The organism is Chryseobacterium sp. Chry.R1 (assembly GCF_039645525.1).
Taxonomy (GTDB): domain Bacteria; phylum Bacteroidota; class Bacteroidia; order Flavobacteriales; family Weeksellaceae; genus Chryseobacterium; species Chryseobacterium proteolyticum.
Genome location: NZ_CP151793.1, coordinates 2,386,154 through 2,413,131, shown reverse-complemented (window position 1 = coordinate 2,413,131; position 26,978 = coordinate 2,386,154). Strand labels below are relative to the sequence as shown.

At 39.2% G+C, this 26,978-nt stretch carries 31 protein-coding genes; 11 read left to right on the top strand and 20 right to left on the bottom strand.

All coding sequences use genetic code 11. From position 1 onward, the window contains the following. Positions 1 to 492: 492 nt before the first annotated feature. The 4 genes from AAEU33_RS11145 to AAEU33_RS11130 all read left to right on the top strand — a co-directional run bounded on the left by AAEU33_RS11145 (position 493) and on the right by AAEU33_RS11130 (position 3,455). Positions 493 to 1,197 (top strand): hypothetical protein, encoded by a 705-nt coding sequence (locus tag AAEU33_RS11145; RefSeq protein ID WP_345992711.1) that lies wholly within the window; start codon positions 493 to 495, stop codon positions 1,195 to 1,197. Further along, positions 1,184 to 1,828: a hypothetical protein gene (locus AAEU33_RS11140; RefSeq protein WP_345992709.1), complete on the top strand. Its 645-nt coding sequence runs from the start codon at positions 1,184 to 1,186 to the stop codon at positions 1,826 to 1,828. Before AAEU33_RS11145 ends, AAEU33_RS11140 begins: the two co-directional genes overlap by 14 nt. After that, positions 1,798 to 2,547, top strand: coding sequence for an ATP-binding protein (locus tag AAEU33_RS11135; protein ID WP_345992707.1), 750 nt, complete (start codon positions 1,798 to 1,800; stop codon positions 2,545 to 2,547). The genes AAEU33_RS11140 and AAEU33_RS11135 overlap by 31 nt, the downstream gene beginning before the upstream one ends. Before the next feature lie 227 nt (positions 2,548 to 2,774). Further along, positions 2,775 to 3,455: a response regulator transcription factor gene (locus AAEU33_RS11130; RefSeq protein ID WP_172279378.1), complete on the top strand. Its 681-nt coding sequence runs from the start codon at positions 2,775 to 2,777 to the stop codon at positions 3,453 to 3,455. Between the two features lie 199 nt (positions 3,456 to 3,654). On the opposite strand, the gene AAEU33_RS11125 is transcribed toward AAEU33_RS11130, so the two are convergent. The 12 genes from AAEU33_RS11125 to AAEU33_RS11070 all read right to left on the bottom strand — a co-directional run bounded on the left by AAEU33_RS11125 (position 3,655) and on the right by AAEU33_RS11070 (position 9,270). After that, the gene (locus AAEU33_RS11125; RefSeq protein WP_345992705.1) at positions 3,655 to 4,341 is read right to left on the bottom strand and encodes a hypothetical protein; all 687 of its coding nucleotides are present in this window, start codon (positions 4,339 to 4,341) and stop codon (positions 3,655 to 3,657) included. 104 nt (positions 4,342 to 4,445) lie between these two features. Further along, positions 4,446 to 4,712 (bottom strand): RebB family R body protein, encoded by a 267-nt coding sequence (locus AAEU33_RS11120; RefSeq protein ID WP_034684388.1) that lies wholly within the window; start codon positions 4,710 to 4,712, stop codon positions 4,446 to 4,448. Between the two features lie 83 nt (positions 4,713 to 4,795). Beyond that, on the bottom strand, positions 4,796 to 5,065 hold the full coding sequence (locus tag AAEU33_RS11115; RefSeq protein WP_089027138.1) for a RebB family R body protein: 270 nt from the start codon (positions 5,063 to 5,065) through the stop codon (positions 4,796 to 4,798). 63 nt (positions 5,066 to 5,128) lie between these two features. Then, positions 5,129 to 5,398, bottom strand: coding sequence for a RebB family R body protein (locus AAEU33_RS11110; protein WP_172279382.1), 270 nt, complete (start codon positions 5,396 to 5,398; stop codon positions 5,129 to 5,131). Positions 5,399 to 5,484: 86 nt separating this feature from the next. Next, positions 5,485 to 5,751, bottom strand: a complete 267-nt coding sequence (locus AAEU33_RS11105) for a RebB family R body protein (RefSeq protein WP_172279385.1) — start codon at positions 5,749 to 5,751, stop codon at positions 5,485 to 5,487. Between the two features lie 83 nt (positions 5,752 to 5,834). Continuing rightward, positions 5,835 to 6,104: a RebB family R body protein gene (locus AAEU33_RS11100; protein ID WP_034684380.1), complete on the bottom strand. Its 270-nt coding sequence runs from the start codon at positions 6,102 to 6,104 to the stop codon at positions 5,835 to 5,837. 614 nt (positions 6,105 to 6,718) lie between these two features. Then, positions 6,719 to 6,961, bottom strand: a complete 243-nt coding sequence (locus AAEU33_RS11095; RefSeq protein WP_172279387.1) for a RebB family R body protein — start codon at positions 6,959 to 6,961, stop codon at positions 6,719 to 6,721. A 24-nt stretch (positions 6,962 to 6,985) separates the two neighbouring features. Next, complete coding sequence (locus tag AAEU33_RS11090) at positions 6,986 to 7,417, bottom strand: hypothetical protein (protein ID WP_345992702.1); 432 nt, start codon at positions 7,415 to 7,417, stop codon at positions 6,986 to 6,988. Between the two features lie 54 nt (positions 7,418 to 7,471). Next, the gene (locus AAEU33_RS11085) at positions 7,472 to 8,281 is read right to left on the bottom strand and encodes a hypothetical protein (RefSeq protein ID WP_273648573.1); all 810 of its coding nucleotides are present in this window, start codon (positions 8,279 to 8,281) and stop codon (positions 7,472 to 7,474) included. After that, on the bottom strand, positions 8,265 to 8,468 hold the full coding sequence (locus AAEU33_RS11080; RefSeq protein WP_172279393.1) for a hypothetical protein: 204 nt from the start codon (positions 8,466 to 8,468) through the stop codon (positions 8,265 to 8,267). The genes AAEU33_RS11085 and AAEU33_RS11080 overlap by 17 nt, the downstream gene beginning before the upstream one ends. Before the next feature lie 41 nt (positions 8,469 to 8,509). Continuing rightward, the gene (locus AAEU33_RS11075; protein WP_345992699.1) at positions 8,510 to 9,037 is read right to left on the bottom strand and encodes a hypothetical protein; all 528 of its coding nucleotides are present in this window, start codon (positions 9,035 to 9,037) and stop codon (positions 8,510 to 8,512) included. Positions 9,038 to 9,054: 17 nt separating this feature from the next. Next, positions 9,055 to 9,270 carry a RebB family R body protein gene (locus AAEU33_RS11070; protein ID WP_034684366.1) on the bottom strand — a complete coding sequence of 72 codons (216 nt, stop codon included), beginning with the start codon at positions 9,268 to 9,270 and terminating at the stop codon, positions 9,055 to 9,057. A 550-nt stretch (positions 9,271 to 9,820) separates the two neighbouring features. Here AAEU33_RS11070 and AAEU33_RS11065 point away from each other — a divergent pair. From AAEU33_RS11065 to AAEU33_RS11035, 7 genes are all read left to right on the top strand, one after another. After that, positions 9,821 to 11,125, top strand: a complete 1,305-nt coding sequence (locus tag AAEU33_RS11065) for a spondin domain-containing protein (protein WP_345992697.1) — start codon at positions 9,821 to 9,823, stop codon at positions 11,123 to 11,125. Positions 11,126 to 11,209: 84 nt separating this feature from the next. Further along, positions 11,210 to 11,896 carry a peroxiredoxin-like family protein gene (locus AAEU33_RS11060; protein WP_345992695.1) on the top strand — a complete coding sequence of 229 codons (687 nt, stop codon included), beginning with the start codon at positions 11,210 to 11,212 and terminating at the stop codon, positions 11,894 to 11,896. 2 nt (positions 11,897 to 11,898) lie between these two features. Beyond that, positions 11,899 to 12,360 carry a thioredoxin fold domain-containing protein gene (locus AAEU33_RS11055; RefSeq protein WP_345992693.1) on the top strand — a complete coding sequence of 154 codons (462 nt, stop codon included), beginning with the start codon at positions 11,899 to 11,901 and terminating at the stop codon, positions 12,358 to 12,360. Positions 12,361 to 12,423: 63 nt separating this feature from the next. Next, the gene (locus tag AAEU33_RS11050) at positions 12,424 to 13,263 is read left to right on the top strand and encodes a helix-turn-helix domain-containing protein (protein ID WP_345992691.1); all 840 of its coding nucleotides are present in this window, start codon (positions 12,424 to 12,426) and stop codon (positions 13,261 to 13,263) included. A gap of 382 nt (positions 13,264 to 13,645) precedes the next feature. Continuing rightward, entirely contained in the window at positions 13,646 to 14,044 is a 399-nt protein-coding gene (locus AAEU33_RS11045; protein WP_345992689.1) for a hypothetical protein, read from the top strand. Between the two features lie 1,036 nt (positions 14,045 to 15,080). After that, entirely contained in the window at positions 15,081 to 16,358 is a 1,278-nt protein-coding gene (locus AAEU33_RS11040) for a hypothetical protein (RefSeq protein ID WP_345992687.1), read from the top strand. Positions 16,359 to 16,458: 100 nt separating this feature from the next. Then, on the top strand, positions 16,459 to 17,481 hold the full coding sequence (locus tag AAEU33_RS11035) for a hypothetical protein (RefSeq protein ID WP_273648584.1): 1,023 nt from the start codon (positions 16,459 to 16,461) through the stop codon (positions 17,479 to 17,481). Between the two features lie 84 nt (positions 17,482 to 17,565). On the opposite strand, the gene AAEU33_RS11030 is transcribed toward AAEU33_RS11035, so the two are convergent. The 8 genes from AAEU33_RS11030 to AAEU33_RS10995 form a co-directional block, all read right to left on the bottom strand. Next, a complete protein-coding gene (locus tag AAEU33_RS11030; protein ID WP_345992684.1) occupies positions 17,566 to 18,468 on the bottom strand; it encodes a type II CAAX endopeptidase family protein in 903 nt (300 codons plus the stop codon). A 187-nt stretch (positions 18,469 to 18,655) separates the two neighbouring features. Beyond that, positions 18,656 to 19,669, bottom strand: coding sequence for a glutaminase A (glsA, locus tag AAEU33_RS11025; protein ID WP_345992682.1), 1,014 nt, complete (start codon positions 19,667 to 19,669; stop codon positions 18,656 to 18,658). A gap of 13 nt (positions 19,670 to 19,682) precedes the next feature. Then, positions 19,683 to 20,228, bottom strand: a complete 546-nt coding sequence (locus AAEU33_RS11020; RefSeq protein ID WP_172279417.1) for a hypothetical protein — start codon at positions 20,226 to 20,228, stop codon at positions 19,683 to 19,685. 138 nt (positions 20,229 to 20,366) lie between these two features. Continuing rightward, on the bottom strand, positions 20,367 to 21,197 hold the full coding sequence (locus AAEU33_RS11015; protein WP_345992680.1) for an ester cyclase: 831 nt from the start codon (positions 21,195 to 21,197) through the stop codon (positions 20,367 to 20,369). A gap of 63 nt (positions 21,198 to 21,260) precedes the next feature. Beyond that, entirely contained in the window at positions 21,261 to 22,154 is an 894-nt protein-coding gene (locus tag AAEU33_RS11010; RefSeq protein WP_345992678.1) for an AraC family transcriptional regulator, read from the bottom strand. Positions 22,155 to 22,302: 148 nt separating this feature from the next. Next, the gene (locus AAEU33_RS11005) at positions 22,303 to 25,098 is read right to left on the bottom strand and encodes a hypothetical protein (protein WP_345992676.1); all 2,796 of its coding nucleotides are present in this window, start codon (positions 25,096 to 25,098) and stop codon (positions 22,303 to 22,305) included. Positions 25,099 to 25,100: 2 nt separating this feature from the next. Beyond that, on the bottom strand, positions 25,101 to 26,129 hold the full coding sequence (locus AAEU33_RS11000; protein WP_345992674.1) for a hypothetical protein: 1,029 nt from the start codon (positions 26,127 to 26,129) through the stop codon (positions 25,101 to 25,103). Then, entirely contained in the window at positions 26,119 to 26,925 is an 807-nt protein-coding gene (locus AAEU33_RS10995; protein WP_172279423.1) for a molecular chaperone, read from the bottom strand. The genes AAEU33_RS11000 and AAEU33_RS10995 overlap by 11 nt, the downstream gene beginning before the upstream one ends. Between the last annotated feature and the right edge of the window lie 53 nt (positions 26,926 to 26,978).

Sequence of the window (26,978 nt, the reverse complement as noted above, 5' to 3'; positions counted from 1 at the left end):
TAACTCTTTAACTTCTCCAAAGAACTCATGTCTTTGATCTTACCGGATTGAGAATGACATTCGTTATCCATATTATATTTTGGTATTTATTTAGTTTTGAGAAAACTTTATTGATGAAAACTCGCTTTATTTCCAACAAACTTTCACTCCCCAACAGTTCACTCCAGGGTATTCCCAACAAATGTACTCAACAAAACAGGAACAGCAATCCGTAGAAAAACTGATTTTTTCAGAAAGAAAACAACCTCTTTAGCCGAAAAACGATTAAAAAAGCAAAAATAATTCACATTAGAGCTGGAATTCTCAATATTTATAAACAACTACATATCAACACATTAATCAACACAACACCGTTCTCAAAGCTACCTCATTCGACCGATAATTCACAATCCTGCGCCACAATTTCTCCTATTTCTTACCCGCGTGATTTAAAAACCATTTTTTTTGTAAATTTCAAAAATAATTTATTATTATTTACAAATAACTAATACCATGACAACTGAAAGTATTTACCAATCCATTAAAAAATGGAAAACTTTAATTGACGCTTACAAGAGCGGAATTGACGGAAGCGAGGCGGAAATCCTGGGCTATCTTAACCAGGGTACCCACTTTTCGGTTTCCGGAAAGGAGATTGACCAATGGAAAATTAATCTTGAAAATTCAGAAGACCCAAAGATCCATGCGTACCTGGGTATTGAAGAGGACCGGCTTAAGTTCTTCCTGATCGATTCCGAAAGCGATAAGACCGCAGATTTCAATGATATTGTCATCAGGGAATTCACCCGCGATTCCCCCAATGTCACCGTACAAAACACCACCAATCTCGAAATCGATCCGCCGATCACTTCGGAATCAGCGATCAACCGCAATTTCAGATGGAATATGTATTGTACGACCTGGCTGAAGGCCCAGAAAGTTCAGGACTTCGTCCAGATAGTAGCAATTCCGTTTGCAGATTTTGACCGCCTGGGACTGGATGATGATCAATCCGGCACCTGTTTCTTCGGACTTACGGATGATCCTGAGAATGCCTCTGTCTTCGCCTATCATGTTGAGATCATTACCGTAAAAGACCTTACGATCAGCGAAATGAGTAAAACCGCAGAGAACTACTCTACTCCGCGACCTCCGTTTACTGCTGCTGACCCTGTTGACAATTACCAACTTTTGAAAAAAAGCGGTGCTTTCTTATAATGACCTATCCCTCTGTTTACAGGTACTGATCAACCTCACCCTATTCACCGGGCTGATCCTATTGGTAAGAAGGGGGATAACCTTCAAGGAAGCGATCCTGCTATTCCTGCTGGGTGAACTGGCCCTGGAACTGACGGACCTCGTGGACCGCCTGCTGAAATTAAACACACTGAACACCTACAACTATGCATTGAGCCAGTCTTTTGGCCTTATAATGCTCACCGAGATCTACAGCAAATACTGTATCAAGCTTCCCCAACCGCTCAGGTGGGTGATCTACCTCTATGCTGCGGTATTCCTGGTCATCAATATCGTGAATGTCCGGGACCATACACCCGCTACCTTTTATTCCAACATCATCAGCAGTATTATCATCTGTAGTTTTGCGGCAGCGTATTTTCTGAAGGTATTGAAAAGAGGAAGCGTAGAAAAAAGCGTGTTGATCCTCAACATCTCTGTTTTTCTTTTTTTTTCTGTTGAATGCCTGATCTCCACTACTTTTGATTTCCTGATCAGCAATCACCTGGAATGGGTGGCTCCGATCTGGCTTTTCAGAGGGATCCTGTTATGGTGTTTTTATCTTGCTCTTATTAATCTGGGATGTTGCAGTGGGAAAATCCGGGCCTGGTAGTTGAATGGATATGGATTGGCATTGGTTTATTCCTTTTAACAACAATACTGATCACCGTATTGGTGGTGAACTACCTGAAAAGCATCAGGAAAAACAGGCAGAAAGTAATGCAGCTCGTCCGCAATACTCAGACGGAATGCTGGGAAAACACCCTGCACATCCAGGAAAAGGACCGGGAACGTCTTGCAGAAGAACTTCATGATAACATAATCTCCAACCTGAACCTGATCCGCCTGAACATCAATCATAAAAACAGGGACGAACTGAACCTGGATCTGAAACAATCGATGCAGCTGATCCGGGAATTATCCCACAACCTGACGCCTCCGGATCTGGGGGAGATTACGTTAACGGATCTGATCGCCGATTACCTGGACCAGATCAGTAAAACCATAGAGATCGATTACCGTCACAGGGTTACCGATGCATCGATCAGCAGTCCGGTAAAATTAAATATGTTCAGGATCGTCCAGGAGCTGGTCACCAATACTTTAAAACATGCCAATGCCACCAGGATTGATGTATCACTAAGGATATCACTGGAATACCTGATGCTGACCATTGAAGATAACGGAAACGGATTCCGCCAGGAAAACAATTACAACGGGATCGGCCTCAGAAATATCCAGTCCAGGGCACAAAAGATCAGCGCAGCGTATAAGCTGAAGTCGAAACCGGAAAAAGGGACAAAGTTTATAGCGTGTGTGGTGATAGAGTGATGAGAGTTCTAAGGTTGGAGGGTTTGAGAGTTTGGGGGTTTGAGGGTTTTGGAGATGGGCGGGTGAGAGAGTGAGGAAAAGTGGAAAATCGAAAGTGGAAAACTTTGAAAATGCAGAATTGCTGAAGGGCTAAAATGCGGAAACGTGAAATCGTAAAATTGTAAAATGGATGAAAGACGAAAAAGTAAATTCGCCTATTTGCCATTTTCCTAAATAAAAATGAAAAAATGAAAAACTTAAAAATTAAAATTGGCATCGTAGATGATGACCTGTTGTTTGTACAACTTTTAAAAAACTATATCGATCAGGATGATCGTTACGAAGTGGTAATGACCTCAACAAGCGGTCATCATTTTCTGAATGAAACGAACATTGATCTGCCGGACGTCCTTTTACTGGACCTCAGAATGGCTAACGGGGACGGTATTGAAGTCATGTCCGCCCTGCCACAAAAGGAAGCGGAGGTAAAAATCATTGTCCTTTCCAGCTTTTACCGCCGGTCATTTATGGGACAAATGCTGAAAATGGGAGCCCATGCTTTTTTATCCAAGGAAATTGAGCTTGATGAGCTTTTAAAGGTGATTGATGCAGTGCATCATCATGGTCATTATTTTTCCGATGAACAGGTGGATGTGATGCGCGGACAGTTGTCCAACAAACTTCCTGAGTTTCATGCCTACTCTAAAGACGATCTTACGGAAAGGGAAATTGATGTGTTGCGATTGGTTTGCCAGCAGCTCAGCACCAAAGAAATTGCAGATCATTTATTCATCTCTCCCAAAACAGTGGAGACCCACAAAACCAACCTGATGATCAAAACCAGTGTGAAGAATATGGCCGGGCTGGTGATCTATGCGGTACAGAATAATTTTGTGAATGCTCATGAGATCGTACTGCTGGATAAATAGCTGGAAAACGGTGGTTGAGAGTTGAGAGTTGATAAGTGATAATTGATGAGTGATGATTGATGAGTGATGATTGATACTGAATAGAATACAAATTTGTGATGGTTATGTTTACCGGTTATACAATTTGTATTCTTTTTCAGTATTATCTGTTTTGAAAGATCATTTTTGAAATTTGCCCTGAAATTATATTGCAGGAGCACTAATTACTGATTTCTTCAACCGTATGCTTTATACGGGGAAGGTTACGGTATTCTCTGTATGCTTCTATATTGGCTCTTCCCATATTCGGAAATACCCAGCTTCCAAAACCTTGATTTATCGTAGAAAAATTATTGTATCCACCTCCTTCAAGGATAACATATGTATTCCCGTCATTCTCATCTACAAATGCCAGATCCAAATACCCTTCACTGAAAACGTGTCCCGGTTCAGCATAGTTTCTCATGGTCATGTTTTCATCATCATGAGTCATTCTCACCTGTCCGCCGAACATAGCCGTTGTGACTACGTTCTGACCTCTTCTTCCCATGAAGACCCCTCCTTCCCCTCTCATCGCACCTGGTACTGTTTGCCCTACAAAATTCTTTGAATGTTCAAAAAGCAAGCGCGCATTCAAATCGTAATCCGTAGGTCCTGCCAGTATTTTAAATTTAAATTTATGTTCGTCGTAACAGATCTTCCAGCTCAGGGCTCTCCCCAGAATACGGAAAGGTTCCATGAACGGTGATCCTATTCTTCCTGCGGGTGATACGATCTGATCAACAAAACGAAGTTGAGGGGCAAATTGCGACAAACGCAAGATGTGTCTGTAAACCGGTGTTGCATTATCCCAACGGACGCGCATAGCTCTTGTTACCAGCACCACTCCATCTTTTAAAAATCCCATATTAATTTTATTTTAGGTTATTAAGGTTTTATCCTATTAAAAAAATCAGGGAGAATCAATAAAGCATTCTCCCTGAACAATATAATTCTAAAAACACGCTCTGATTAAGATGGATTCAGCATCTTAGCGATAGAAATAGCATCTGCTACGGTATCCACGCTATAGATCTGCATCACGCCTTGTGTAGTCGCTGCCTGACCTAGGATGTTCTGTTGATTTTGCGTATTTACCGCATTTTCAAACATGATCCCGGTAGAGTGCGCTGCTGTCTGATACACATTCCCTAAAGCGATAGCCGGAGCTTCTGCCACTACTTTTACGTTGGACTGCGTTACAGCATCTGTGATTTGTTCATTAACTACTGTTGCCATAATGATAATTGTTATTAGATTTTATACGGCCGGACTCTCCGGCCGTGGTTGTATTGTGTTTCCCGCTATTGCAGAAATGAGTATTAAGATCCTGCATTAAGCATTTGAGCAATAGAAATTGCATCTGCTACGGTATCCATGCTGTAGATCTGCATCACCCCTTGTGTTGTTGCAGCCTGTCCTAAAATATTTTGCTGGTTTTGGTTATTTACCGCATTTTCGAACATGATCCCGGTTGAATGCGCCGCCGTTTGGTATACATTTCCTAAAGCGATTGCCGGAGCTTCTGCTACCACCTTTACGTTGGACTGGGTTACTGCGTCTGTAATTTGTTCATTAACTACTGTTGCCATAATGATTGATGTTGATTAGAGTTTTAAAAAATGATCAGTCGATCCGATCATGGTTATTGATTTTTAAGAGTTCGGATTAAGCATTCTTGCAATAGAGATTGCGTCCGCTACGGTATCCAGGCTATAGATCTGCATTACACCTTGTGTAGTAGCCGCCTGTCCTAAAATATTTTGCTGATTTTGATTATTTACTGCATTCTCAAACATGATTCCTGTTGAATGCGCCGCTGTCTGGTATACATTCCCTAAAGCGATTGCCGGAGCTTCTGCCACTACTTTTACGTTCGTTTGCGTTACCGCGTCCGTGATTTGTTCGTTAACTACTGTTGCCATATTATTAATTTTTAATTTGATTTTGAATAACAACCGGATGATCCGGTTGTTACAAGGTTATATTTTACTTTTACGCGTGGGAGCTTTTATGCCGGATTCAGCATCTTTGCAATAGAAAGAGCATCTGCAATGGTATCTATGCTATAGATCCTCATTACGCCCTGCGTATTAGCCGCCTGTCCTAAAATATTTTGCTGATTTTGCGTATTCACCGCATTTTCAAACATAATTCCCGTCGAGTGAGCGGCAGTCTGATACACATTACCCAAAGCCATAGCCGGAGATTCCGCCACTACTTTCACATTCGCCTGGGTAACGGCATCCGTAATTTGTTCATTAACTACTGTTGCCATAATGATTGTTGTTGATTAGAGTTTTCTTTAACCTGATATTCCGGTTATGGTTATCGTTTTTCTACTAAAGCAGAAACAGGTTATTAAGAATTAGGATTCAACATTCTTGCAATAGAGATCGCATCTGCTACGGTATCCAGGCTATAGATCTGCATTACTCCCTGAGTAGTTGCTGCCTGTCCTAAAATATTCTGTTGGTTTTGCGTGTTCACCGCATTTTCAAACATGATTCCCGTAGAGTGAGCCGCAGTCTGATAAACATTACCCAAAGCCATTGCAGGAGCTTCTCCTACTACTTTTACATTCGATTGAGTAACCGCATCTGTGATTTGTGAATTAACTGTTGTTGCCATAATTGTAATTTGTTTTTTTTGAGATTTAAATCCCGGTTAATAATTATTTGATTGTTAAACTAGTTTTCTGTTTCTTTTGATCTTTGCGATCTTTTTTTCATATCTCACCGATCAGACAGATGGAGCAGATCTTTTGATTATCTGCTATACCTGCTGAATCAACAAGAACTTTACAATCACCATTTTTGATGAATCTTATCTGCATTATCCGCGAAACCGGCAGAAATTAAAATTCTGTGTTGGTTTGATAAACACGTGGGTACTAACTATCACGACCTGATGTGTTTTTTATATTACTTTTATTTTTTTCCGCGGATCTTGCGGACGGGGCAGATAGTATATATACATTGTTATTTAAAAAAAGGATGCGGTCCCTTCTTTGGTTCTTACCTCTATATGAAAGAAACCATTCTTCTCCTGCAGGCTGTTGTACAGTGTTTACATTTTGAGCGAGAGATTGCATTTCCACATGATATTTGCTCTTTGGGGGCATCGGCAACATTCTAAAAGCGGGTGGGAGGATGAAAAATTTTGACTAATATATATGTTGAGGTCACCAGCTTTTATTTCTGCAGGGAAGAAAACCGCATCCGTAATCTGAGTATTCAGACTGATCAGAAATTAAAACGTCCTTTTCTGAAATTCAGCAGCTCTTTTTTTAATTTCCGGGAGCCGATTTTTTTAATTCCCATAACTGAATTGCTTAAACCGATCAGGGCATCCCTTTGTTGGTGCGATACAGATTGCTCGTACATCAATCCTGTAGAGTGCGCATTCACCTGCATAGATATCGCCGTAGGTACAGTGGGAGCCATTCCTACAACTTCCAAATTGATTTCATTTTGATTGTGTATCATAACTATTAATTTTTGGTTATTTGATTATTTACGGATATTGGCAAATCTTGCCTGCAGCTTGGTCATCCTTTCGGCGATCTTCAGTTCTTTCTCTTTTAATTTTCCTGTGGAAGCCTCCTGAAGTTTTTTCAGCTGTTCTTCATAGGTCATCGCAACCGGATTTCCTGTGGCCGGCGCTGCAGCCTGATAAGCCTGCTGCTGTTTAACTGCTTCCTCAAGCTTTTCCAGCAAAGGAGCTAAAGATTTCAACGTTTCCTTGGTTGCTTTCTCCTTGATGTAATTAATGATCTCATCCTCGTTCGTGATCACGAAAGGCATTAAGTCTTCTTCCACAATTTCCGGCTCAATGGTCTGTATAGATTCGATGATTTCTACAGGTTCAGTTTCTATCGGAATCGGGGCAGGATCAGGGGTACGCGCAGGTTTGGAAGACCTGTGATTGATTCTTCTTCGCATAGGTATTATTTTTTGATGGTGAATGAAAAGAGACAGCCGCGCAGGAATGATCTCCTACAGCAAATAGCCGAGAAAAGCGCCTGCAGTCGTCCAGTCCCTGTTAAGGTCCAGAATCACATTGGCTCCGATAATTTCCAGGGCAATACATCCCGTGATCGCACACGCTGTCATCATTTCTTTGATCTGGTCGTTGGGAAGGCTCAGGATATAGTCGTCCGGAATTACCGGCGGCTTGCCATGCACGGGAACAGCTTCATTAAGGATAATATCAAGGATTTCCTGGAAATAATGAGCCATCAGTTTTGATCCCTGGAATTCCAGCTCCCTTTTTAATTCTATAATTTCCTCCGGAGTCACCAGGTTAGCAATTGCGTTCACATCTACATCATGCACTGAATAAAGGGCTTCACCTGTATTGGATGCGGTGATCGTAATATCGGTCTTGAGAACACATTTCGATTTTTCAAGATTAATGGTAAGAAGCCTGGAATCTACTTCCGGTTCGGTAATATCTGCCAGGGTGCTCAGAGGAAGGATCCTTATATTACAGAAAAAAGTCTGATTTTCTTCCAGTTTAATCATCACCACTACAATTCCGGTCGCTTTGTCTTTAGGTTCGATAACAAACGATTGATAGTTGTTGGTTCTTTTGCCTTTCATACTAATGACCGGCCTTACCGTAGGCTGAATGGTGACATTGGAGGTTTGCAGACCGAATATATCACGATCGCTGTTATTTTCCGGCTTCTTTACGCTGAAATAGGCATTGTCATCCGTTCTGGTAAGATAAAGGCTTTCATTCAGCTCCCTGAGGGTACGCAGGTTTAAAACCTTCGCTGGTTTTGGTTCAATTGAATAATTCATCTCTTATTTTTTTAAGTTTTTCGATTAGTTTTGTTAGTATAGTTTTTTTGGTGTGTTCACTGATGTGTTGTTCAACAGGAACTACCGCTTCTTTGATTTCCGGTTTTACTAATGGCTCCGTTAATTTTATAGATTTCAGCACAACTCCCCCTCCCTGCTCGTCAGCCACGGTAAAGTTCTTTTTCATAGGATCTTCCGGTATCGGGGTTTCTTCCGCTGCCGGCAGCGTTACCCGTTTTTTTTTTCGGAATCCTCACTTTCCACGGTTACATCTGCCAAAGGGGGAAGGTCTGTGTTTCCGTTTGAAAAAGGAGTAATGTTGCTGTTGTAAATGGTCCCGGAGAGCTTTGTCTTGGCTTCTGCATAATCACTTACTATTTTGAAAAGGTCCTTCATCATTGCATTTCCGTTTCCTCCTGCCGGATCATATTCCGGTACTTCCATATCTTCATCATCTTCTTCCTTTGGACTCTTTTTTTTCCCGCCGGGATAGTAATTCCCATAAGTTAAATAATTGAAAGCCAGTTTACTCAGAGCTACCAGACCCACCTGTTCAAATCCTTTTAAAAATGACTGTAAATCCTGCACCATCATCCCGGTCGACTGATCAATCATTATTTTCGCAGCGCCTAACATCGGGTCGGTAGGTGGCGGCGATAAAACTTCTGTGTTCACAAACACTACTGCTTTCTCCTCCGGAGTGGTGGGATCAGCTTTTGCAGCTTTTTTTGTTGCATCTTTATCATTCTCAGCCATGGTTATAAGGTTTTAGGTTATCCTTTTAAAATCTTTATGGCATCCGCAACAATCGCAGGGTTTAATTGATTCAGGTTCTGCTGATTGGATACCGAGTTCTGGATAGAAATCCCGCTGGCGTGTGTGGCCATCTGATAAAGCATACTCATGGCCTGTGCCGGAGACTCACCAAGCACGGTAACATTCGTCTGCGTAACTGCATCTGTAGTCTGGTTGTTTACTGTATCTGCCATATTTTTCGTTTAAATGGTTATTTTAGTTTTAGTTTTTTTTGACATTCTATAAGATTTCTCTCATCTCCATTCAGTCTTTTGTTTTATATTGCGACTGAAATGGTAAGTACTTCGTTACTTTCTCTCTTTTGTCTGATACAAATTTCATAAACTAAAAGAAGTCATCGTTCAGGGAAAAAACTGATTTTTAAAAATGAGGGTATTCTCCTAAAGGTGAAATTAAAAGCAGAATACATTGCATAAAAAGCCCTTCCTATAAGCCTTTTGATACTGTTTTAGGATTATAAAGTTCTTTGGAAACATTAAAAAAATTTCAATTTTAATAGTAAAATCCATTTAATTTCTTTCTTCAGGATTTATTAACCGGTATTCAGGATGAAGATTCTTAATTACGCATCTGTATTTTTTACCTCCTGTTCTCCATGTGTAATAACCGACACCAGATACACTTCGGGAAATATCGTCAACACCGCGGGAAATGCAGGTACCACTTCTGAACGGATGTCCCAATATCTTTGCTTTGTAATTAAAAATACTTAAGCAAATGAAAATGAATAAATTAAAATCCAGTTGGCTGACGTTAGCTGCAATACCTTTGGTCCTGCTTTCGTGCAATGACAATGATGACAGCCCTATGGAAAATGGAATGCCATCAACGATCACAGTTGAAAATGTTCTGGACTCAAGACCCTTGGTGGAATCCGGAACGTTTAAAAACAATGGAGCCTCACCGGTTATTATGCCCGGAGAATCTATCTCTTTCCAGTTTTCTGCTGCTAAAGGACAAGCTTTAAGCTTTGCTACGATGTACGGCTGGTCCAACGACCTTTTTTTCGCACCGGAAAATCCAGGAATCAAATTATATCAGGATAACGGCACTCCTATAGAAGGGGATGTTTCGGCCCAGATCAAATTATGGGATAACGGAACAAGAATCAACCAGACACCGGGAGCAACTCTAATGCATCCGGGAAAGGCAGAGACGACCGCCAAAAATATCACGGAAGTAGCAGGAACAGATGCCCAGGGACACACCTATGCACCGGCTTCTTCTTTAATGAAAGTATCTTTACATTACGATGGAAACTCAACGTTCACGGTAACAATTGCCAATACATCCGGAAATACCACCAATCCTACTCCATTCAGTCCCGGCGTTTGGGCCATCTCTTACATTGCAGGAGGGAATCTTCTGAATCCGGAGCCCCTTTATAAAAAAGGAATGCCATCCGTTAACGGGCTAACCAAAATCGCAGAAGCCGGTGATCCTACTGATCTCGGAAATTACATCAATGGGCAAACCGGAATTTTCACTCCTCTTTCCCCTATTCTTGTAGTCGTTTACAATGGTATAGACAATCCGATCTACAAAAACGGAGAAAATGACAGAGGACAGGGATTAAAAGAACTGGCACAAAAAGGAGATGCAAGTATTTTGGCAGGATATCTGAAAAACGTGCCCGGCGTTAAACAAGTCTATGTTTTAGCAGCAGCCGGTTCAACCGTATTATTGCCTAAAATAGGTGGACAAGCAGGCGGGAAAGTTTCCCAGCAGCTGAATGTATCACCAGGCGATAAAATTGCAGTCGCTACCATGTACGGCTTCTCTAATGACTGGTTCTTTGCGACCAAAGGAAGTGGTGTGGATGCTACGCAAAAAGGTGATATTTCATCTTCAATAGCTCTGTATGATAATGGAACAGCCCTCAACCAGTTTCCGGGTGCAGGTATAACGCAATTCAACCTGGCAGGTACTCCACTTACGGAAAGTAAACCAATACAGGAAGTACCTAATCCGAATGCATTTACAACCTTACCATCGATTTCCAATATCATTAAGGTAACCCTGCAATAGATTGAGCTCTTAGAAGAAATAAAAATCAATAAAAATTGGACACTTACAGGTGTCCAATTTTCCCAATTAAAAAAATAATTCAACGTGAAAAATTTAATACAGCGCACGATCATATCAGGAACATTAGGCTCATTGTTCTTTCTTATCCCTTCATCATTCCATGCACAGAAACAACAGAATCACATGGAAATGACGGAAAGCGAAATGCAATCATCCTCTTACACCATTCCTCAAAAACCTGAAGATATCAGTCCCCTACTTAATGGAGAAAAAATTCCTGTGGCCACTTTACCGGACGCAAACGGAAAGCGTTTCGATCTCAATGCTGCAGTATCCCAAAAACCGACTGTCCTGATATTTTACAGAGGAGGCTGGTGCCCTTATTGCTCCAAGCAGCTTTCAGGATTACAGGAAATTGCACCCGATCTTGAAAAAACCGGATACCAGATCATAGCGATCAGTACGGACCAGCCTGAAGGACTTATGCAGTCTGCCACTAAGGAAAAATTAAGCTATACCCTATTATCAGATGCAGACCTGAAGCTTTCCAAACAGTTCGGGATTGCTTTTAAGGCACCGAAAGGGTATTGGGAAATGCTTCCGAAAACGACAGGTGGAAAGAATACCGAACTGCTACTTCCCGTGCCATCCGTGTTTATTTTAGACAGAAAAGGAACTATTCATTTTGAATATATAAATCCCGACTTTAAACAGCGGCTTAATCCCGAACTATTAAGATCAGCAGCCCATCACCTTATAAACGATTTATAGACATGATTATCCATAAAAAATATCAATTACTCTACAGCCTTCTGGCCTTCTTATTCACGGTAAACTTTTGTACGGCTCAACAAAAAACAGCCAAAGCCAACATTTCTCCGGAAGAAATCAATTTCAGAAACATCAGCTGGAAAGAAGTCAGTGCCGAAGCAAAGAAAAGTGGTAAAACCATTTTTGTAGATGCTTACACAAGCTGGTGTGGCCCCTGTAAGCTATTAAAATCAAAGACTTTCAAAGATAAGATGGCAGCCGGCTATTTTAACAGAAATTTCATCAATTATACGATTGATATGGAAAAAGGAGAAGGTATTGAACTGGCAAAGGACTGGAAAGTAAACTCTTATCCTTCATTACTGTTTTTCGATCCTAATGGCAAGCTTGTGCTGTGGCAAATAGGATATGTAGATGGTAAAGGCCTTATAGAATTAGGAAAGGAAGCATTAGAAAAAAAATAATTAATTTTAGTAACCAGGATTACCTATATAAACAGAATACTGACATCATAATGTAAAGATAAAATGATCCGGAAATACGAAGACAAATCTACCCTCGCCCGTTTTATTATGCATATCAATAATGAGGAATTAAAAGGGATCGGATTGCGAAATGGCTCACCAGTTCCTATCAACACATTTGTTTACAACAAAGGCGAGGCACAAACTGTGACCATAGATGAAATAGAATATACGCTGCCGGAAGGTTGTATTTTACCATTGGTTGCCAGTTTACATTTTGTTTTCGAACGTCCGGATCAGCTCGTTGCGTGGCAGTTCAACCGTGAATTTTACTGCATTGTAGATCACGATGCTGAGGTGGGCTGCGTAGGGTTTCTTTTTTATGGAATACAACATCCGATGTTTATCCGGCTGAATTCTTCCGAAAAAAGAGCGATGCTTCAGCTCGAAAAACTATTTCAGGAAGAATGGGAATCTACAGATAACTTCCAGGGGGAAATGTTGCGAACACTCCTCAAACAGCTTATTATTAAAACAACCCGGATTGCAAAACAGCAATCTGAAAGTTATCAGTTGTTTCCCGATGAAAAAATGGATTTGGTAAGGAAATTCATGCTGGTTCTTGAAGCGCACTTCAAACAGGAACATGGTGTCAATTTTTATGCAGCAGCCCTTCACAAATCTCCCAAAACACTAAGCAACATCTTTGCTATCCTGAAACAACCCGCACCGTCAAAGATTATACAGAGCAGAATTATCCTGGAAGCTAAACGTTATCTTCATTATTCAGATAAATCCGTAAAAGAAATAGCTTACGAACTCGGATTTGAAAGTTCAGCTCATTTCAGCCGGTTTTTTAAAATGTACTCCGGAAAAAATGCTTCCGAGTTCAGAAATTCTTAAGAAATATTCTTTTCTTCTTCTCAAATCTCCCGAAATGCCTTCTATCAGGGCAATCATCATTTATATCTCTAGCCATTCAGTTTTGTCGGTACTTTTATGCTTTGGATGAATATCATTTTCCCACTGGAAAAATCCTCATTTTAAAATATCACAAAATAGAGAATTAAAAATAAAATAATGCCTATTTTAACCTGAAAAACATAGAGTTACGAACCGCCCGCCATATAAAAAATATTTTCCATTAAAGTTTTACAATTTAACATATTGTAAATAAAATAATCTTATTATTTTTACAAAATAAACAAATTTTTAAGATTAATTAATAAAAACAAACATGGTCGTAACTAATCGAAAAAAAGTCATTTTCAAGATGAGAATTCTGATGGCTTTATTGATAATTGATGTATTCTTAGCCATTGGCAGCTACATCCTAAAATCATTTATAGAAGAAAGTATTTTATGGACAATACTGTCTGCTTCTCTTGTTGTATTCGTGCTGACATTAACCAGTATCATCAGGTTAAGAGTCTTTCATTTTGAAAACACCGGAGCTGTCTTTTCAATTAAATATTATCATCCGCTGAAAAAAGGAGTCATATTCCCTAGTGTTGATTATCCGGTCAACCGTCTTCGTGCATTTAAAATTGAAGAATCCTTAATGGCAAAAAAGATTGTAATCGAAGTCAACAGCCAGCAGAAAGAATCTCCGGTTCGCATTAAAGTGAAAGCATCCAATATCAGCGACAAGGATTATCACCGTATGATCAAATCATTTGCATAAATATCCCAAACGACTATCAATTTGCACAAATAGAGATGTGAAAAACATAACAAATACATCTTTTAACGCATTTAACCCTACAATATATGGCATAAAACTACACTTTTAATTTCTTCACAATAATCCAGAAAAATTACTAATACCTATAATCTTGTATTACAATCCTTAATAAAATTCAAAAATACTTACACATTGTATTGCAGATACCTGCGTGAATACGGACTGACTGAGTGTAAGGTTATGGGTTGAAACAACCTTAACTCCACAGAACTCTGTTGCAGTTACCGCGGCTTGTGCCATCAAAAATTGTTCACTATGAAAAATGCATTAGTTTATTATATTGTTATATTGATGCCTCTGTTAGGACTTCTTTTTATCAACAGCTTAAATTCTGTCTATTTTGTAATTTACCTCTTCGTTTACGTCATGATTTACAGACCTGTCGTTGATATTGCACGTTTAAAAGAAAAAAACATTCATGTAGCGTCCATCAAATCACTGATTCCGTTTTATTTACATGTGAAATATTTCAAGCAATTATATACTTAGTATAACATCCCATTAATAAGCTAACAAACATAAAGGCAGGTTTTAAAAAGCCTGCTTTTTCATGTACTATTATACCCAATCGATTGGGTAAGATTACCTATTCTGTAAATCGCATGCAAAGTATGGGGTAAGTATTTGTACGGAAAGTCATATTTGGTTATTTCTACTCTAAAATTCATCTCTTTTTGTTTGTTACTTTGAGCTGTTCATCCGGAATAAGACAAAAATGGTAAGAATCCATACATGCTCCTCTTATGCATGTATGCTCTTTCATCAATACCCTTTTCAATCATATCATTTATACCCGTAAGGTGAGCTTCACAGCTCATCTTTTTTGTTTTAAACACATTATTATATGCATCCATATAATCAATCAGGGTATACCCCCAATTTCTAAAAATGGGTATTTACTCTCTTTTACAGGCTCACTATTCCTTCGAACTTTGTGATGTAAATAAGATCATAGATCATCACCAAATTATACAAAATGTTAAATTACCAGAAACTATTAGAACCGGGCGAGAAAAAAGAGATATTACCTTTAAAGGCTTATGAGTATGGGATAAAAGTAATGCATCTTCTGCCCAGAGATTTAAATATAACCTATCTTCAGGAAACGTTTAATGAATGGATACGGTCTGAGCCATGGCAACTGCCTTCAGGAATCATGCTGGGCTCCGTAAAACCCTCGATCGGATTAGAAGACGACCAGCCAAAAGCTTACTGGAAATCATTTCCGGACAAGCCATCTTTTTACAGGCAGCTCATTTACGATTCACATCCTTCTTTGCGGAAAAATAAGCAAAAGGAAACTGAGCTCGCCATAAAAATTTTAAGTAATGAGAAAATTGCTGCCGTTCTCAATGAATTACGAAGGGCCATAGCAGCTGAATTATGGAAAAAAGAAAGTATTAGTGGAAAGCTAAGTTATTACCTGACCACAAACCCTATTGCCAACCTGTTCCCGAATATGGGCGGCAGCTACAACCTTGCCAATTCCTATCCAAGATTACGGACCGAGCCTACCATAGATGATATTGGAAGCATACAACCACTATTAGAAATGATGTTCATAAAAACAGACAGGATCAGTCTGGCTTTTTCAGAAAAGGATTTTACCGTGAGTGAAAATATTGCTATCCTTCATGATATTAAAGAACTGTTTAGCCCCCGGGGAAACAGCAGAGCGCTACCTACGGCACATCCTGTCTTAATCCCACATCCTTACCAGGGTAAAAACAGCCCGCCCAGACCCATGAGATGGGAATTAAATGAGGATTTTGATTACGAACGCGTAGCAGTACTCCAAAAGAATCTTACTCCTTTTTCAAAAGACCCTAAAAAACACAAAGGAGAAATCAAATGGGATCAGGGAAGATTAGGAGCAGGAACAAGGAACGAAGCTTCACCGGACACCATAATGGCAAGAAGAGCAAGAATGCCTATTGAAACAGGCCGTTCCCATACGGCTGCAAGACTCTTTGAAATGGTTTCTCTTTTAAAACCTGCATCAAACGCTTCAATAGAAGAACATAAACTTTTCAAAAGGAGAATACAGGCAATAGCCTATGGAATATTCGCTTATTGGAACGCACCAAACGAATATGGTGGTTATCCTAAAAGTCTTACCCCGATTCATACCTATCATGAAGTCATGGATCCTGCAGAAGATTACGCACCGGGAATATACAGTCAGCCATTTTCCTATGAAGACCTGAAGGATTATCTTCAAAAATCAAGCAGCCATGGCTACGCAAGACTCTAGAAAATGAGATAAGCCAGATTGTAAATTTATTAATTACACATACGTATACCTCCTGGTGACTTTACGTCAGCATTTATATAACAACCTAAATAACTATATCATGAAATTAAGCAACGAAGAAGTGGCCTTACACGATAAAATGGCCGAAAAATTACCCGAACTTATTGAAGAATATTTCCAGAGACCTGAAATAACCTCGGTTGGGGTTTCTCTGAAAACCGTTAACGACAGCCTTACCAAAACACTGAGCTATACCTTTGGAGTGAAAAATAAACTCCCTTTGTCAGAGGTTTCACAGGCTATTCCCCTGACCATCTTTGGGTGCCCTACAGATGTTATTGAACTGGAAGTAGATCCGGAACCTTTATCTTATGAAGTAACCGAAGTAACCACCCGAAATGAAAAAACCGATCCCCTGATAGGCGGAATCAGTATCTCAGCCAATGGGACACTCAGACAAAACGGTAAAAAAATGGCAGGCAGTGGTACATTGGGGGTAATGGTAAAAAAGGGACCCGACGAACATCCATATATGCTGACATGCGCCCATGTTCTTGCGGGTGTCGGCACCGAATTGGATTCTGATGTTTGTCAACAGTCTAAATGGAGAACCGCTTTAAATTACTGCCACAACTGTGCAACTCTCAAGGATTATTATTATGAAAATGTTCTGGTACCACGCGGAGACTTCAAAACGATCAATGTTTGGTTAGATGGTGCCATTGCCAGAAAAGGAAAAGATAGAAATGCCACGATAGGAAAAGTATTTGGAGCAGAGGAAATCATTAGCGGATTTGCACAGATTGACGCATTTCTTATAGGAGCGGAAGTTCGTAAAAGTGGGATCACCAGTGATATCACCACCGGAAACGTCACGAGTATTACAACCTCTCTTAGACTAACAGACTTTAACGGAGATCAGGTGATTGCCAATAACCTGGTGATGATTCAGGGAAATTCAGGACTCTTTTCAAGACCGGGAGATTCAGGATCTGCTATTTTTACTACAGGAGATAGTCCTCAACTGGTTGGCATACTGGGAGGAGCAACTCTCAGCGGCAGCCCAACTTATGCATCTGCTGCAGATGCTATTCTAAGTAAATGGCAGGACTTAAGCTTTTAACAAAACAAATTAAATTAAAAAATAACTTTGCCCTGATTATTTTCAGGGCATTGTTTATTCTATTGATAATTTCACCCGGAATGATCAGGAAATCTCAGATGAAATGATTTTCTCCTTTCCCTGATTTGGCAGCTCGTTCCGCTTCCTCCAGAAGAAATAAGCCACCACCACTGTCGCAATCGGTACCGCAATACCAAATTCATCGATATAATAATTGGTGTTCCCGTTATCCACTGTAAGAGGTGTGAAAATCGATTGTATAAAAAGATTATGGCTGGCATGCATAATGGCTGCCGTCCAGAGGCTTCCCGACTTCAACCGGATCCATGTAAAAATAAAGCAGCTTGCAAATATCATAACGGTAAAACAGACAAGTGCCAACCATTTAGGCCCTCCCGTATTGTAGTTTGAAAAGAGCAACAATGGATAGTGATAGAATGACCAGATCAGTCCCATCCAGAGTGAAGTAGCGGTATAGGAATTGATTTTTGCCAGCTGAGGAGTGAGAAATCCCCTCCATCCGATCTCTTCACCTAAAGCAGAACCGACAGATCGCACCATCCCAAAACTGCTCATCAACAGGATATACAAGACGAGAACCGCTCCATCGGGCAGGTCCCAGCCCATCCCTTTTCCTGTTTCCTCTATAAACTGATGATTATAAAAACCTCCTGCCCCGCTGATCCAGATGATCACGTAGGGCACAAACGAATATAAAAACGGAACTCCGTACGCCAGTAACTGGTATTTTGTAAGCCCCCATTTCCAGCCCAGTGATGAAATGGGAATACCACGTAAACGACATGTAAGTAAGGCAGCGATAGCCGGACACCACATAACAATGGTAGCATAAGATATGATTCCTCCGCCTAATTTACCTGTACGGATGCACATATAATAAACCGGCAAACAGAATAGAAGGGTAAATCCAAGATAAGTAAGGATGTTTTTCTTGATGGAGGACGTGGTGGTGAAAGTATTTTTCATAAACAAATTGGGAATAGGTTAAAAAATGACTCCCACACCATAGACCATACTCATGATGAATCACTTAGATAAAATTACACCTATTTTCTATATTCCAATGAATATTTTTTGATATAAATACAATCAGAGTTGAATACAAATCAACGTATTGATGAAAGGTCCATCCAATACATGATAAAATATTTTTTTAAAATATACTGAGATGATATTGCCTCACCAGATCCAAAATCATATGATAACCCGCCAATGAGTTACCATGCTGATCCAAGGCAGGACTGAAAACCCCGATACCCATTTTTCCGGGAACACTTATCGCGATACCTCCCCCAACTCCTGATTTACTTGGCAAACCTACGGTTCTTGCATATTCCCCACTGAATTCATACATCCCTGCAATAAGCATTTGGGATTCTATCAACTGGGCTATCTCTGCATTTTTATATTGAGAATCACCATCAAAACGAACACATCCGTTCGCAAAGAAATATCCTATTTTGGCAAGATCTTCTGCTGTGAGTTCGATGGAGCATTGTTTGAAGTAATTATCAAGCTGATCTTCATTTCCTGAAATCAACCCGTTATTTTTCATCAGATAGAACATTCCCCGGTTACGGTGACCGGTAGATCTTTCCGATTCATACACGGATTTGTTATAGTCCAGTGTCTGATTTCTGGTAATGTACCGAACCATGTCTAAAATCTTAAGAAAAGGTTTCTCTCCATCCCCTGAAATTAAAGAAGTCGTAAGAATGGCTCCTGCATTCATCATAGGATTAAGAGGTTTTCCGGATGTTTCCAGATTGGAAAAAGAATTAAAGGGCTGACTTGTCCCGAAATATCCCATCTTATCAAAAACATGAGCTTCTCCCTTTTCACTAACTGCAATCATTAATGCTATGATTTTAGAGATACTCTGCATCGTAAATTTCTTGCCTGCATCTCCTACATTCAATACTTTTCCGTTTTTTCCGACGATGGATAAAGCAATAGACTGCGCATCCATTTTTCCCAATTCGGGAATGTAGTTTGCTACTTTTCCCTGTGTATAAAACGATCTGTTCTTTTCTAAAATATGGGTGAGATCTTTTTCTGAAATGGTGGAAATATCTTCCGTTTTCTGGGCATTTACACCGATGTGTAAAGAAAAGAAAAGGGCAAGAAAAATTCCCTTTCCGGGAATTAAAGAACTATTTATTTTCATATCCTGAAAAACCTTATTTTACTTTTTCCAAAAGATATAGTTTAGCTCCGGTAAATGCCAGTTTAGGCATCAGGTTTCCTTCCAGAACCATTGTTTTATTATTCACGTCAATAACTGAGATATAATTATTGGAATTATATTCTATATAATTTTCTTTTTCCTTAGTTACAGGATTTTTCCCGAATTCCATTGAATACTTCACCCAGTCTTCCTTCTCAGAGCTGCAGTGTACCGGCTGAAACTTAGATTTTTTAGCCTTGAAAATGATCTGATCAAAACCATCTGTACATTCTGATGTAAATGAGCTTTCAGGATTCTGATCTTTTGAAAAGTCTTCAAAAGAACCTTTGTAAACCCCTACTACTTTCCAGGTACCATCCAAACGGTCTTCATCAATCTTTCCTTTTGCTTTGCTCACTGCCCAGCTGATTCCGTTTACTGTTCCTTTGACCGCTTTGTAGCTTACATTTACAGCTCCCTTCACCACTTTTGCCGCAGTAGAAACGACACAAGAATTGAGTACAAGAACCGCTGAAGCCAGAAATATTACTTTTTTCATCATGCTATTTTTATTGTTCACAAAGATAGTATTTTTAGAAAAAAGACCTCCGGGAAAATTCATAAGAGGATATAACATAAAAATCCGAAGGTTTAAAAACCTTCGGATTTTAGTATGGATTATGATCAAAACATGATGTTACTCAGCCTGGTAATATTCTGCCCTTTTCATTTTTATATTAAGTCTTCGGCTAAACTCAGCAGGATCAAATCCAATTTTTTCATACTCTTTATGGACAGATTCTTTTGCGTTATTCAGGCTTTCGCGGTCTTTCCATACGGCTATTGTAATAATGGTAAAAATACCTGACTGTAAATCTTTATTTTGCATGATCTCATCACCTAAAAAACCCTTTAGATTTCTGATATAGTTCCTGTTGTAATCCAGCCTTTTCTTAAATTCATCATATACTCCGGAAGGAATCTGGAATTCATCAACAAAGTAAATTGCATTTTTCCGGCTCACCTCCTTCGTTACCAGCAGATCCGGAACTACTCCCAATTGCTGATAAAATGACAGTTTATCTGGACTTGCTGTGCTGCTAACGATTTTTCCATCCCTGAATTCATAAACACTTACCCCTTCAATGGTTACCGTTTTTTGTGTAGCAGCGATATTTTTGTATTGATGAAGATGGATTCCTTTCCACTCATACACAGTGATCACTTTATTTCCTTCTTCAAAAATATCTTTTAGAGTGAAGTGTATATCTGGAAATGCATCGAATAAAGGTTTATTCTGGTTATTGAATTCTACTATATACCGTTCATCAATAAATTTTCCTGCCTGATCAGATTGTTTTTTATTAAGAACTGTTTCATACATGTCTGAGATTGTTTTTTTTAATGAAGCTGTTTTCATAGTATTCTGTAATTTATTTATGCTTTGTGCAGATACAAGGAAAGGAAGTATCATAGAAATGATGACAGCCATTGCCAAATTGTTTTTAAAGTTGAATATATTTTTCATGTCACTTTTACTTTATACAAATTTGGCAGCTTTTAAAGAGAAACAACCGGACAGACGGTTCTATCATCCGGACGAATCGTGCATGATCCTGGTCCGGTAAACCTGGGGACTAATACCAATAATTTTCTTAAATAACCTTCCATAATAAGAAGGGTCATTAAAGTTCATCTGATAGGCTACGTCGGAGATGGATTTGGAAAAATCAGCGAGCAGATTCTGAGATTGGATAATAATAATCTCCTGGGTAAGAAACTTTGCTGATTTATCCCAAACTGCTTTAACACATCTGTTTAAATAATTGGACGAAATATTCATCAGCTTTGCATAATCTTCTATACTTAATTCCTCCCCATGATGCCTCAGCACTAATGTTCTGAACGAAACAGCAATATCAAACTGGCGCGACAAACCTTTTTTAGATTCAGAAGACTGAAGGAGTTTCAATAATAAGGATTGCAAAAGAAGCAGAACAATTGATGCATTGGCTTTTCCTGTTTTAAATTCCTGTATAATCAGCCTGCTGATATCATTCACCATCATCTTTTCATTTTGACCAAGCTGAATGGACGGTGAAGTGGTAAATAGCTTCAAAAAATAGGTGTTTTCTTTAAATTGTTGCAGAACACGGTCTTCAAATATTATATAGAAGCCCTGTACATCCTGCGATTTTCTTAAGAGGGCAGAAACTTCCCCCTGAACAACCAACAGAGCCTGTCCTGCAGCCACTTTTTTTATTTCCAGACCTACCTGCTGTTCAAAATTGCCATTATTAAGGATAACAATATAATGAAAATCAGCTTTCAACAATGGTAATGGTGTTGCGATATTTTTGGAATACAGTTCCTCCAGGGTGTAAACCTGAACAGGTGTTTCCTGATACTGAAATCCGTCAGAAAAGTTCCTGATAAAGGTTTGGGTAAAGGTCTTAAAAGTAATATCGGTATATTTCTTTTCCATTCTTCTGCCGAATTATTAATGTCTTACAAAATTTCCACAAGCGTATTGGCACCCATTATCAAAATGTTTTCACAGCTCCTGCTCAGGAAATATTTTATAAGCTTAAAATTAAAGAAGAAAACCGTACAATGGGTAGTTGATCACAAATTTAATTCCCAAACTTTTTAACCCTGATGTTTTTTTCTTTCACCTTAATAATGAACGGTTCCAGACTAACGATCTTTCCTGCTTCCACTGTAAAATCAGCGGTCATGCTTTCACAATAAGTATTGGCGGGCAATGAATTCCCATTAAGTTCGATCCTGTAATTTCCTGATTCAAGAAAAGAAATAAATTCTCCGTTATCATCAGTCATTACCCGTTGCAGGAACTGATCGTTATGAAATATATTAAGAATAATCCCTCCGATTTTAGGACTGAATTCTAAAGCTGTTTTTGCATCAAACTGATAGATAACTTTTCCTTTCGAAGTCCCATTCTGATGAAGGGGAATTTCCAGGGAATAATGGTGTTTATCCACCTCAAATGATGCCTCATCATAGTACCAGCCTTGCTGGATAATCTGTTTTAAAGCATACTTTCCAAAAGGAATTGATTGATACCTGATATTCCCTTCTTGATCTGTTTTGAATGAAATATTATTCAGCATAATTAAATAATCCTTTGCCTCCTGATCTTCCCCATCATATACATTGTTATTATTACGGTCATAATAGACAAATGCTTTTATTTCTCCTTTTTTTCCGGGATTTAGTGTACTGGTCTGAAAATTTATGGTAACACCTGCTTCGATCGTTAAAAGGTTATTGGTAAAATGGTTAGAAGAATAGTTAAACCATGAAGAGTTGAGATACAGCCCGTAGCGTTCCTTAGAATATTTCAGGTTGACAAAACCGGATGGCGACCTTCCATATAAAACATCATGGGTATAAGATACTCCTGAACTTATATTTACTTTTTCCCGGAAAAGATTTTTATTGACAAAAGCAGAAAGAGAAAGCTTTTCATAGGGAATATTTACATTCATCATTTTTGAAAAAGCATATTCTGAAAGAAAATAGCTTCCATATTGGTACGTACAATTTACATTAAGCCACTTATAATTGTAGTTCCCATTAATTTTCATCTGATAATCCAGGTGATCTGCATTAGGATAATTAACAAGTCCGGTCTCAATCCCAATAATGGAAGAATGCTTTTTATCCGGACTTAACCACGTTATGTATTCAGTAAGCCTCTGTGCTTTCAGCTGTTTTGATTCCTGGTTACCCGGAACATTAAAAAAGTTATTATAGGAATTGGACTTTTCTTCCTGATACTGATATCCTACCCCTAACCCAAAATTACCTTTCTTAGGAAAATTGATTCCGGTATCCACTCTTATATTATCAGACTGCATGGCTGTATTATAAAAATAAAATTTTGGAGAAAAATCAGACACCGTTACATTAGCATACACATAATGATCGGTAAAAATATAGGTGGAAAAATTCTGCTGAATCTGTAGCATTCCCCTCCTGTTTCCAGGATAATAATCGGTACTGTAAAAATAATTTCCGTTCAGGTTCACCTTCTTTATCCTTCCTGAATACTGAGATTCCAGTGCTAAAGAAGGCTTAGTGGTATTGATATCTTCATAAAAGCTAAGTCCACTGTACATTTTAGCATTCATTTTCCAGTCCTGATTGAAAGCATATTGTACATCTGTACCTGCAAGATGATGCCTTGCTTTGTCATAAGGATCGTTTCTGAAAATATAAGTTCCCGATATGCTTCGCGATGCATTTTGTGCTCCCAGGGTTCCTCTGGTATAAAAACCATAGCCGTTTTTTAAAAATGAATTCCTTTCAATCAGACTAAAGCTTTGATCTACAAAACCTACCTCTATTTTCTTATCTTTATCAGAAGATGTAAATGCATACTCTGCTCCTCTTCCAAAGAGGGAGAGTTCAAGTAATTTGCTCATGTTACCCAGGGTAAATTCATTATTTTCCCGGTGGTACGATATATAAGTATTATTCACAACGGGATCACTATGATTGTTCATTGCATAGATATTCCCTCTTATGTAGAGATATCCCGACGGAAGATTAAAGCCTCCCGACCCGATCATCTGGTACATATCCAGGTTTTCACCCACACGCCTGTAACTGGCTGTAATACTGTTCTTACTGAAATTTGAGAAAATATCGGTTTCCCTGTCTTCATAACGTTGGGTGGAAGATATATTCTGAACCGAAACAGAAGTATTTCCGAATATTTCCTTATCCGGCTCTCTGAAGCCTGCAATCTGGACTGTAAATTGTGAGCTCCGCATCAACACTTTAGAAGGGAAAAAACGAAACACAAATACTGAATCTTTCTGTACTTCAATGGTACCGCTTTTTTCGATAAAAATACTTCCCTGGGAAACTTCCGGAATTTTAAATACCAGCGTGACGTTTTGCCTTTTATTACCAAGATTAGAAACCCTTGCTTTCACTTCTACAGAATCATTTACATTATTCATATAAACAACCGGGTTTTCAGGAGTGATCCGCATCATATTATTTTCGGATACCACGTAGGGTATCTCCTGCTTTGCGATCACAAAATTTTGTCCATCCGTAAGTTTACATACAATATGAGATTCTCCGGCAACAACATTATTATTCACCAGGATCTTTACCGGCAGATATAAATTTTCACCCGGCTTCATATGTACTTCCGTTTTGCCAGGTGAGATGTTCCTGAACCCTGAAGGCGTGGTGATTTCAACCTTTCCGCTGAATGGATCGTTTCCGGTATTTTTTACCACTACAATAAGATCTATTATATTCCCTTTATCCGCCCTGGATTCATTACGGATCTCCAAAATAACCCCTGCATTATTCTGTGCGGGAATCAAAACAGCAATAAGTATCAAAAAAACAGAAAATGTCCTTTTGAAAAGATTATATAGCATGGTTATTGAGGAATTATCTCGTATTGAATTGTGGTGGTATATTCTTCCGATCTGGCATTAATCAACCGTTCATCATTAGCATTCGTGGAATATCTGATATCGTAATAAACATTAGAGCCTTTTGTAGAACCTCCCGTTGCGATCAGTTGAGGTGTAGCACTTAAAGTAACCGGATATACATTTCCTTTATTATCTGCAACAGGCGTAAGACCCATTTTAACGGTCGCCAGAGGAATCGTATTCCCCGTTGGAGAATTAAACTGCCCCTGAAGAGACTTCATCCTGATCTGATAATTCGTATTACTGCTTACAATCAAAGCATTGGTATACAATACACTCACGCCTTTTATGTAATCTTCCATACTTTTAAACTCCAGCGATCCATTGGTTGCATTCGCAGAAAATTTTAGTGAAAGTTCCGGAACTTCCGTTGGGGTTCCTGAAAGAACACCGATCTGAAACTGGAAATTATGATCCATTTTCCCTATGATATTATTGTATTGATCATAGGCCGTGAACTGTACAGGTGCCGTAAAAGTGATCCATGAAGGGTAATTTCCAAGGTAAGATCCTCCCGCTACATTCAGGCTGTATTTCACCTGAAGATTATAATATCCGTTAGGCTGTACAGGCTGATTATTCAATGGTGCATTGGACTGGGGGATTATAAAAACCTCCTGTCCTTCCTGAAGAAAAACATGTAAAGGCATTCCGATCTGGGGAATCGTGGGAACGGGTCCGGGATAGGCCTGACCTGAGGAAGATACCGGCTGAAAAGAAATTTTATTGGCAGGCATTACATATTTTCCGTCATTGGAAGTAATAGGTTGCTTTAGTCTCATGGATACCCTCCAATGAGGAATATTGAATTGACCATTCCCTGCCAAAGTAAAAGTATAGGCATCCGGGTTGGTATTACCACCATAAGAATTGATCTGTAAATAGCTGTTTATCCATGAAGTATATGTTACTTGCGAAAAACAACCCACAGAAATCAGCACAAAGAAGAGGACGAGCTTTTTACTTTTCATAAGTGAAGCTTAGCTCTCCCAGTTCAAGATTGTTACTGTCTCCATAATCGATCATTACAGAAGCAGTGTATTTTCCTTTTTCAAGGGTGGAAGGCAAAGAAATATTCATTTCCCTCTTATTTCCCGGCATTGTATAAAAGATAACAGGATCAAGTGCCGTTTTCTTACCGTTTTCCACATTCACAAGATCCGTATATACTTTTCCGTCAATCCACACATCTCCCTGGTTTTCAAAAAACAGATCCAGCTTGTTGCTCAATTTCCCGTAGACAAGATTCTGAATTTCAATTTTTTTAGTCCCCGGTAATGGCAGCTTATGAAAAAGCTTGATTCCGGATCGTATGCTGACCTTTATATGAGCCCCCTTACTATCTACATCATCCACAGGATTCATTTGACTGACATACAACACTGCAGTATGAGCTTTTAAATTATCCGATAAGGTGGTGGGAGCAGTAATGGTAACATCAATGTCTTTTTTTTCGCCGGGAGCGAGCGTAAAATAATTTTCTTCTTTTTTCACAGACACCCAGCTTGCACAGGATGCAGGTCTTGTATTGGCTCCATAGGTCATATTTTCCCCTTTTTCATCATACTCCCAGTCACCTAGGCTTATGGCCAGATCCAGAGAGTTCTTTGCGCTTACATTCGTTACAGTTACTTTTTGAGTATTGCTATGTCCCGGGTCAGATTCGAAATACAGTCGTGGTGGAGATACAGAGACTCCTGTTTGTGCAAAAATTGTAGAAAACAAGCCACAGAACAAGGAGCAAAAGAAGAAAGAAAATTTTTTCATTACAGATACTTCATATTAAGAATAAAGTGCAGCAATAGACCTGCAGCACTTTA

Coding starts and splice junctions, on each gene's coding strand:
- AAEU33_RS11145 (WP_345992711.1), top strand. CDS start 493: ATGACAACTGAAAGTATTTACCAATCCATTAAAAAATGGAAAACTTTA.
- AAEU33_RS11135 (WP_345992707.1), top strand. CDS start 1,798: ATGTTGCAGTGGGAAAATCCGGGCCTGGTAGTTGAATGGATATGGATT.
- AAEU33_RS11130 (WP_172279378.1), top strand. CDS start 2,775: ATGAAAAACTTAAAAATTAAAATTGGCATCGTAGATGATGACCTGTTG.
- AAEU33_RS11125 (WP_345992705.1), bottom strand. CDS start 4,341: ATGGGATTTTTAAAAGATGGAGTGGTGCTGGTAACAAGAGCTATGCGC.
- AAEU33_RS11120 (WP_034684388.1), bottom strand. CDS start 4,712: ATGGCAACAGTAGTTAATGAACAAATCACAGATGCTGTAACGCAGTCC.
- AAEU33_RS11115 (WP_089027138.1), bottom strand. CDS start 5,065: ATGGCAACAGTAGTTAATGAACAAATTACAGACGCAGTAACCCAGTCC.
- AAEU33_RS11110 (WP_172279382.1), bottom strand. CDS start 5,398: ATGGCAACAGTAGTTAACGAACAAATCACGGACGCGGTAACGCAAACG.
- AAEU33_RS11105 (WP_172279385.1), bottom strand. CDS start 5,751: ATGGCAACAGTAGTTAATGAACAAATTACGGATGCCGTTACCCAGGCG.
- AAEU33_RS11100 (WP_034684380.1), bottom strand. CDS start 6,104: ATGGCAACAACAGTTAATTCACAAATCACAGATGCGGTTACTCAATCG.
- AAEU33_RS11095 (WP_172279387.1), bottom strand. CDS start 6,961: ATGATACACAATCAAAATGAAATCAATTTGGAAGTTGTAGGAATGGCT.
- AAEU33_RS11090 (WP_345992702.1), bottom strand. CDS start 7,417: ATGCGAAGAAGAATCAATCACAGGTCTTCCAAACCTGCGCGTACCCCT.
- AAEU33_RS11085 (WP_273648573.1), bottom strand. CDS start 8,281: ATGAATTATTCAATTGAACCAAAACCAGCGAAGGTTTTAAACCTGCGT.
- AAEU33_RS11080 (WP_172279393.1), bottom strand. CDS start 8,468: ATGAAAAAGAACTTTACCGTGGCTGACGAGCAGGGAGGGGGAGTTGTG.
- AAEU33_RS11075 (WP_345992699.1), bottom strand. CDS start 9,037: ATGGCTGAGAATGATAAAGATGCAACAAAAAAAGCTGCAAAAGCTGAT.
- AAEU33_RS11070 (WP_034684366.1), bottom strand. CDS start 9,270: ATGGCAGATACAGTAAACAACCAGACTACAGATGCAGTTACGCAGACG.
- AAEU33_RS11065 (WP_345992697.1), top strand. CDS start 9,821: ATGAATAAATTAAAATCCAGTTGGCTGACGTTAGCTGCAATACCTTTG.
- AAEU33_RS11055 (WP_345992693.1), top strand. CDS start 11,899: ATGATTATCCATAAAAAATATCAATTACTCTACAGCCTTCTGGCCTTC.
- AAEU33_RS11050 (WP_345992691.1), top strand. CDS start 12,424: ATGATCCGGAAATACGAAGACAAATCTACCCTCGCCCGTTTTATTATG.
- AAEU33_RS11045 (WP_345992689.1), top strand. CDS start 13,646: ATGGCTTTATTGATAATTGATGTATTCTTAGCCATTGGCAGCTACATC.
- AAEU33_RS11040 (WP_345992687.1), top strand. CDS start 15,081: ATGTTAAATTACCAGAAACTATTAGAACCGGGCGAGAAAAAAGAGATA.
- AAEU33_RS11035 (WP_273648584.1), top strand. CDS start 16,459: ATGAAATTAAGCAACGAAGAAGTGGCCTTACACGATAAAATGGCCGAA.
- AAEU33_RS11030 (WP_345992684.1), bottom strand. CDS start 18,468: ATGAAAAATACTTTCACCACCACGTCCTCCATCAAGAAAAACATCCTT.
- glsA (WP_345992682.1), bottom strand. CDS start 19,669: ATGAAAATAAATAGTTCTTTAATTCCCGGAAAGGGAATTTTTCTTGCC.
- AAEU33_RS11020 (WP_172279417.1), bottom strand. CDS start 20,228: ATGAAAAAAGTAATATTTCTGGCTTCAGCGGTTCTTGTACTCAATTCT.
- AAEU33_RS11015 (WP_345992680.1), bottom strand. CDS start 21,197: ATGAAAAATATATTCAACTTTAAAAACAATTTGGCAATGGCTGTCATC.
- AAEU33_RS11010 (WP_345992678.1), bottom strand. CDS start 22,154: ATGGAAAAGAAATATACCGATATTACTTTTAAGACCTTTACCCAAACC.
- AAEU33_RS11005 (WP_345992676.1), bottom strand. CDS start 25,098: ATGCTATATAATCTTTTCAAAAGGACATTTTCTGTTTTTTTGATACTT.
- AAEU33_RS11000 (WP_345992674.1), bottom strand. CDS start 26,129: ATGAAAAGTAAAAAGCTCGTCCTCTTCTTTGTGCTGATTTCTGTGGGT.
- AAEU33_RS10995 (WP_172279423.1), bottom strand. CDS start 26,925: ATGAAAAAATTTTCTTTCTTCTTTTGCTCCTTGTTCTGTGGCTTGTTT.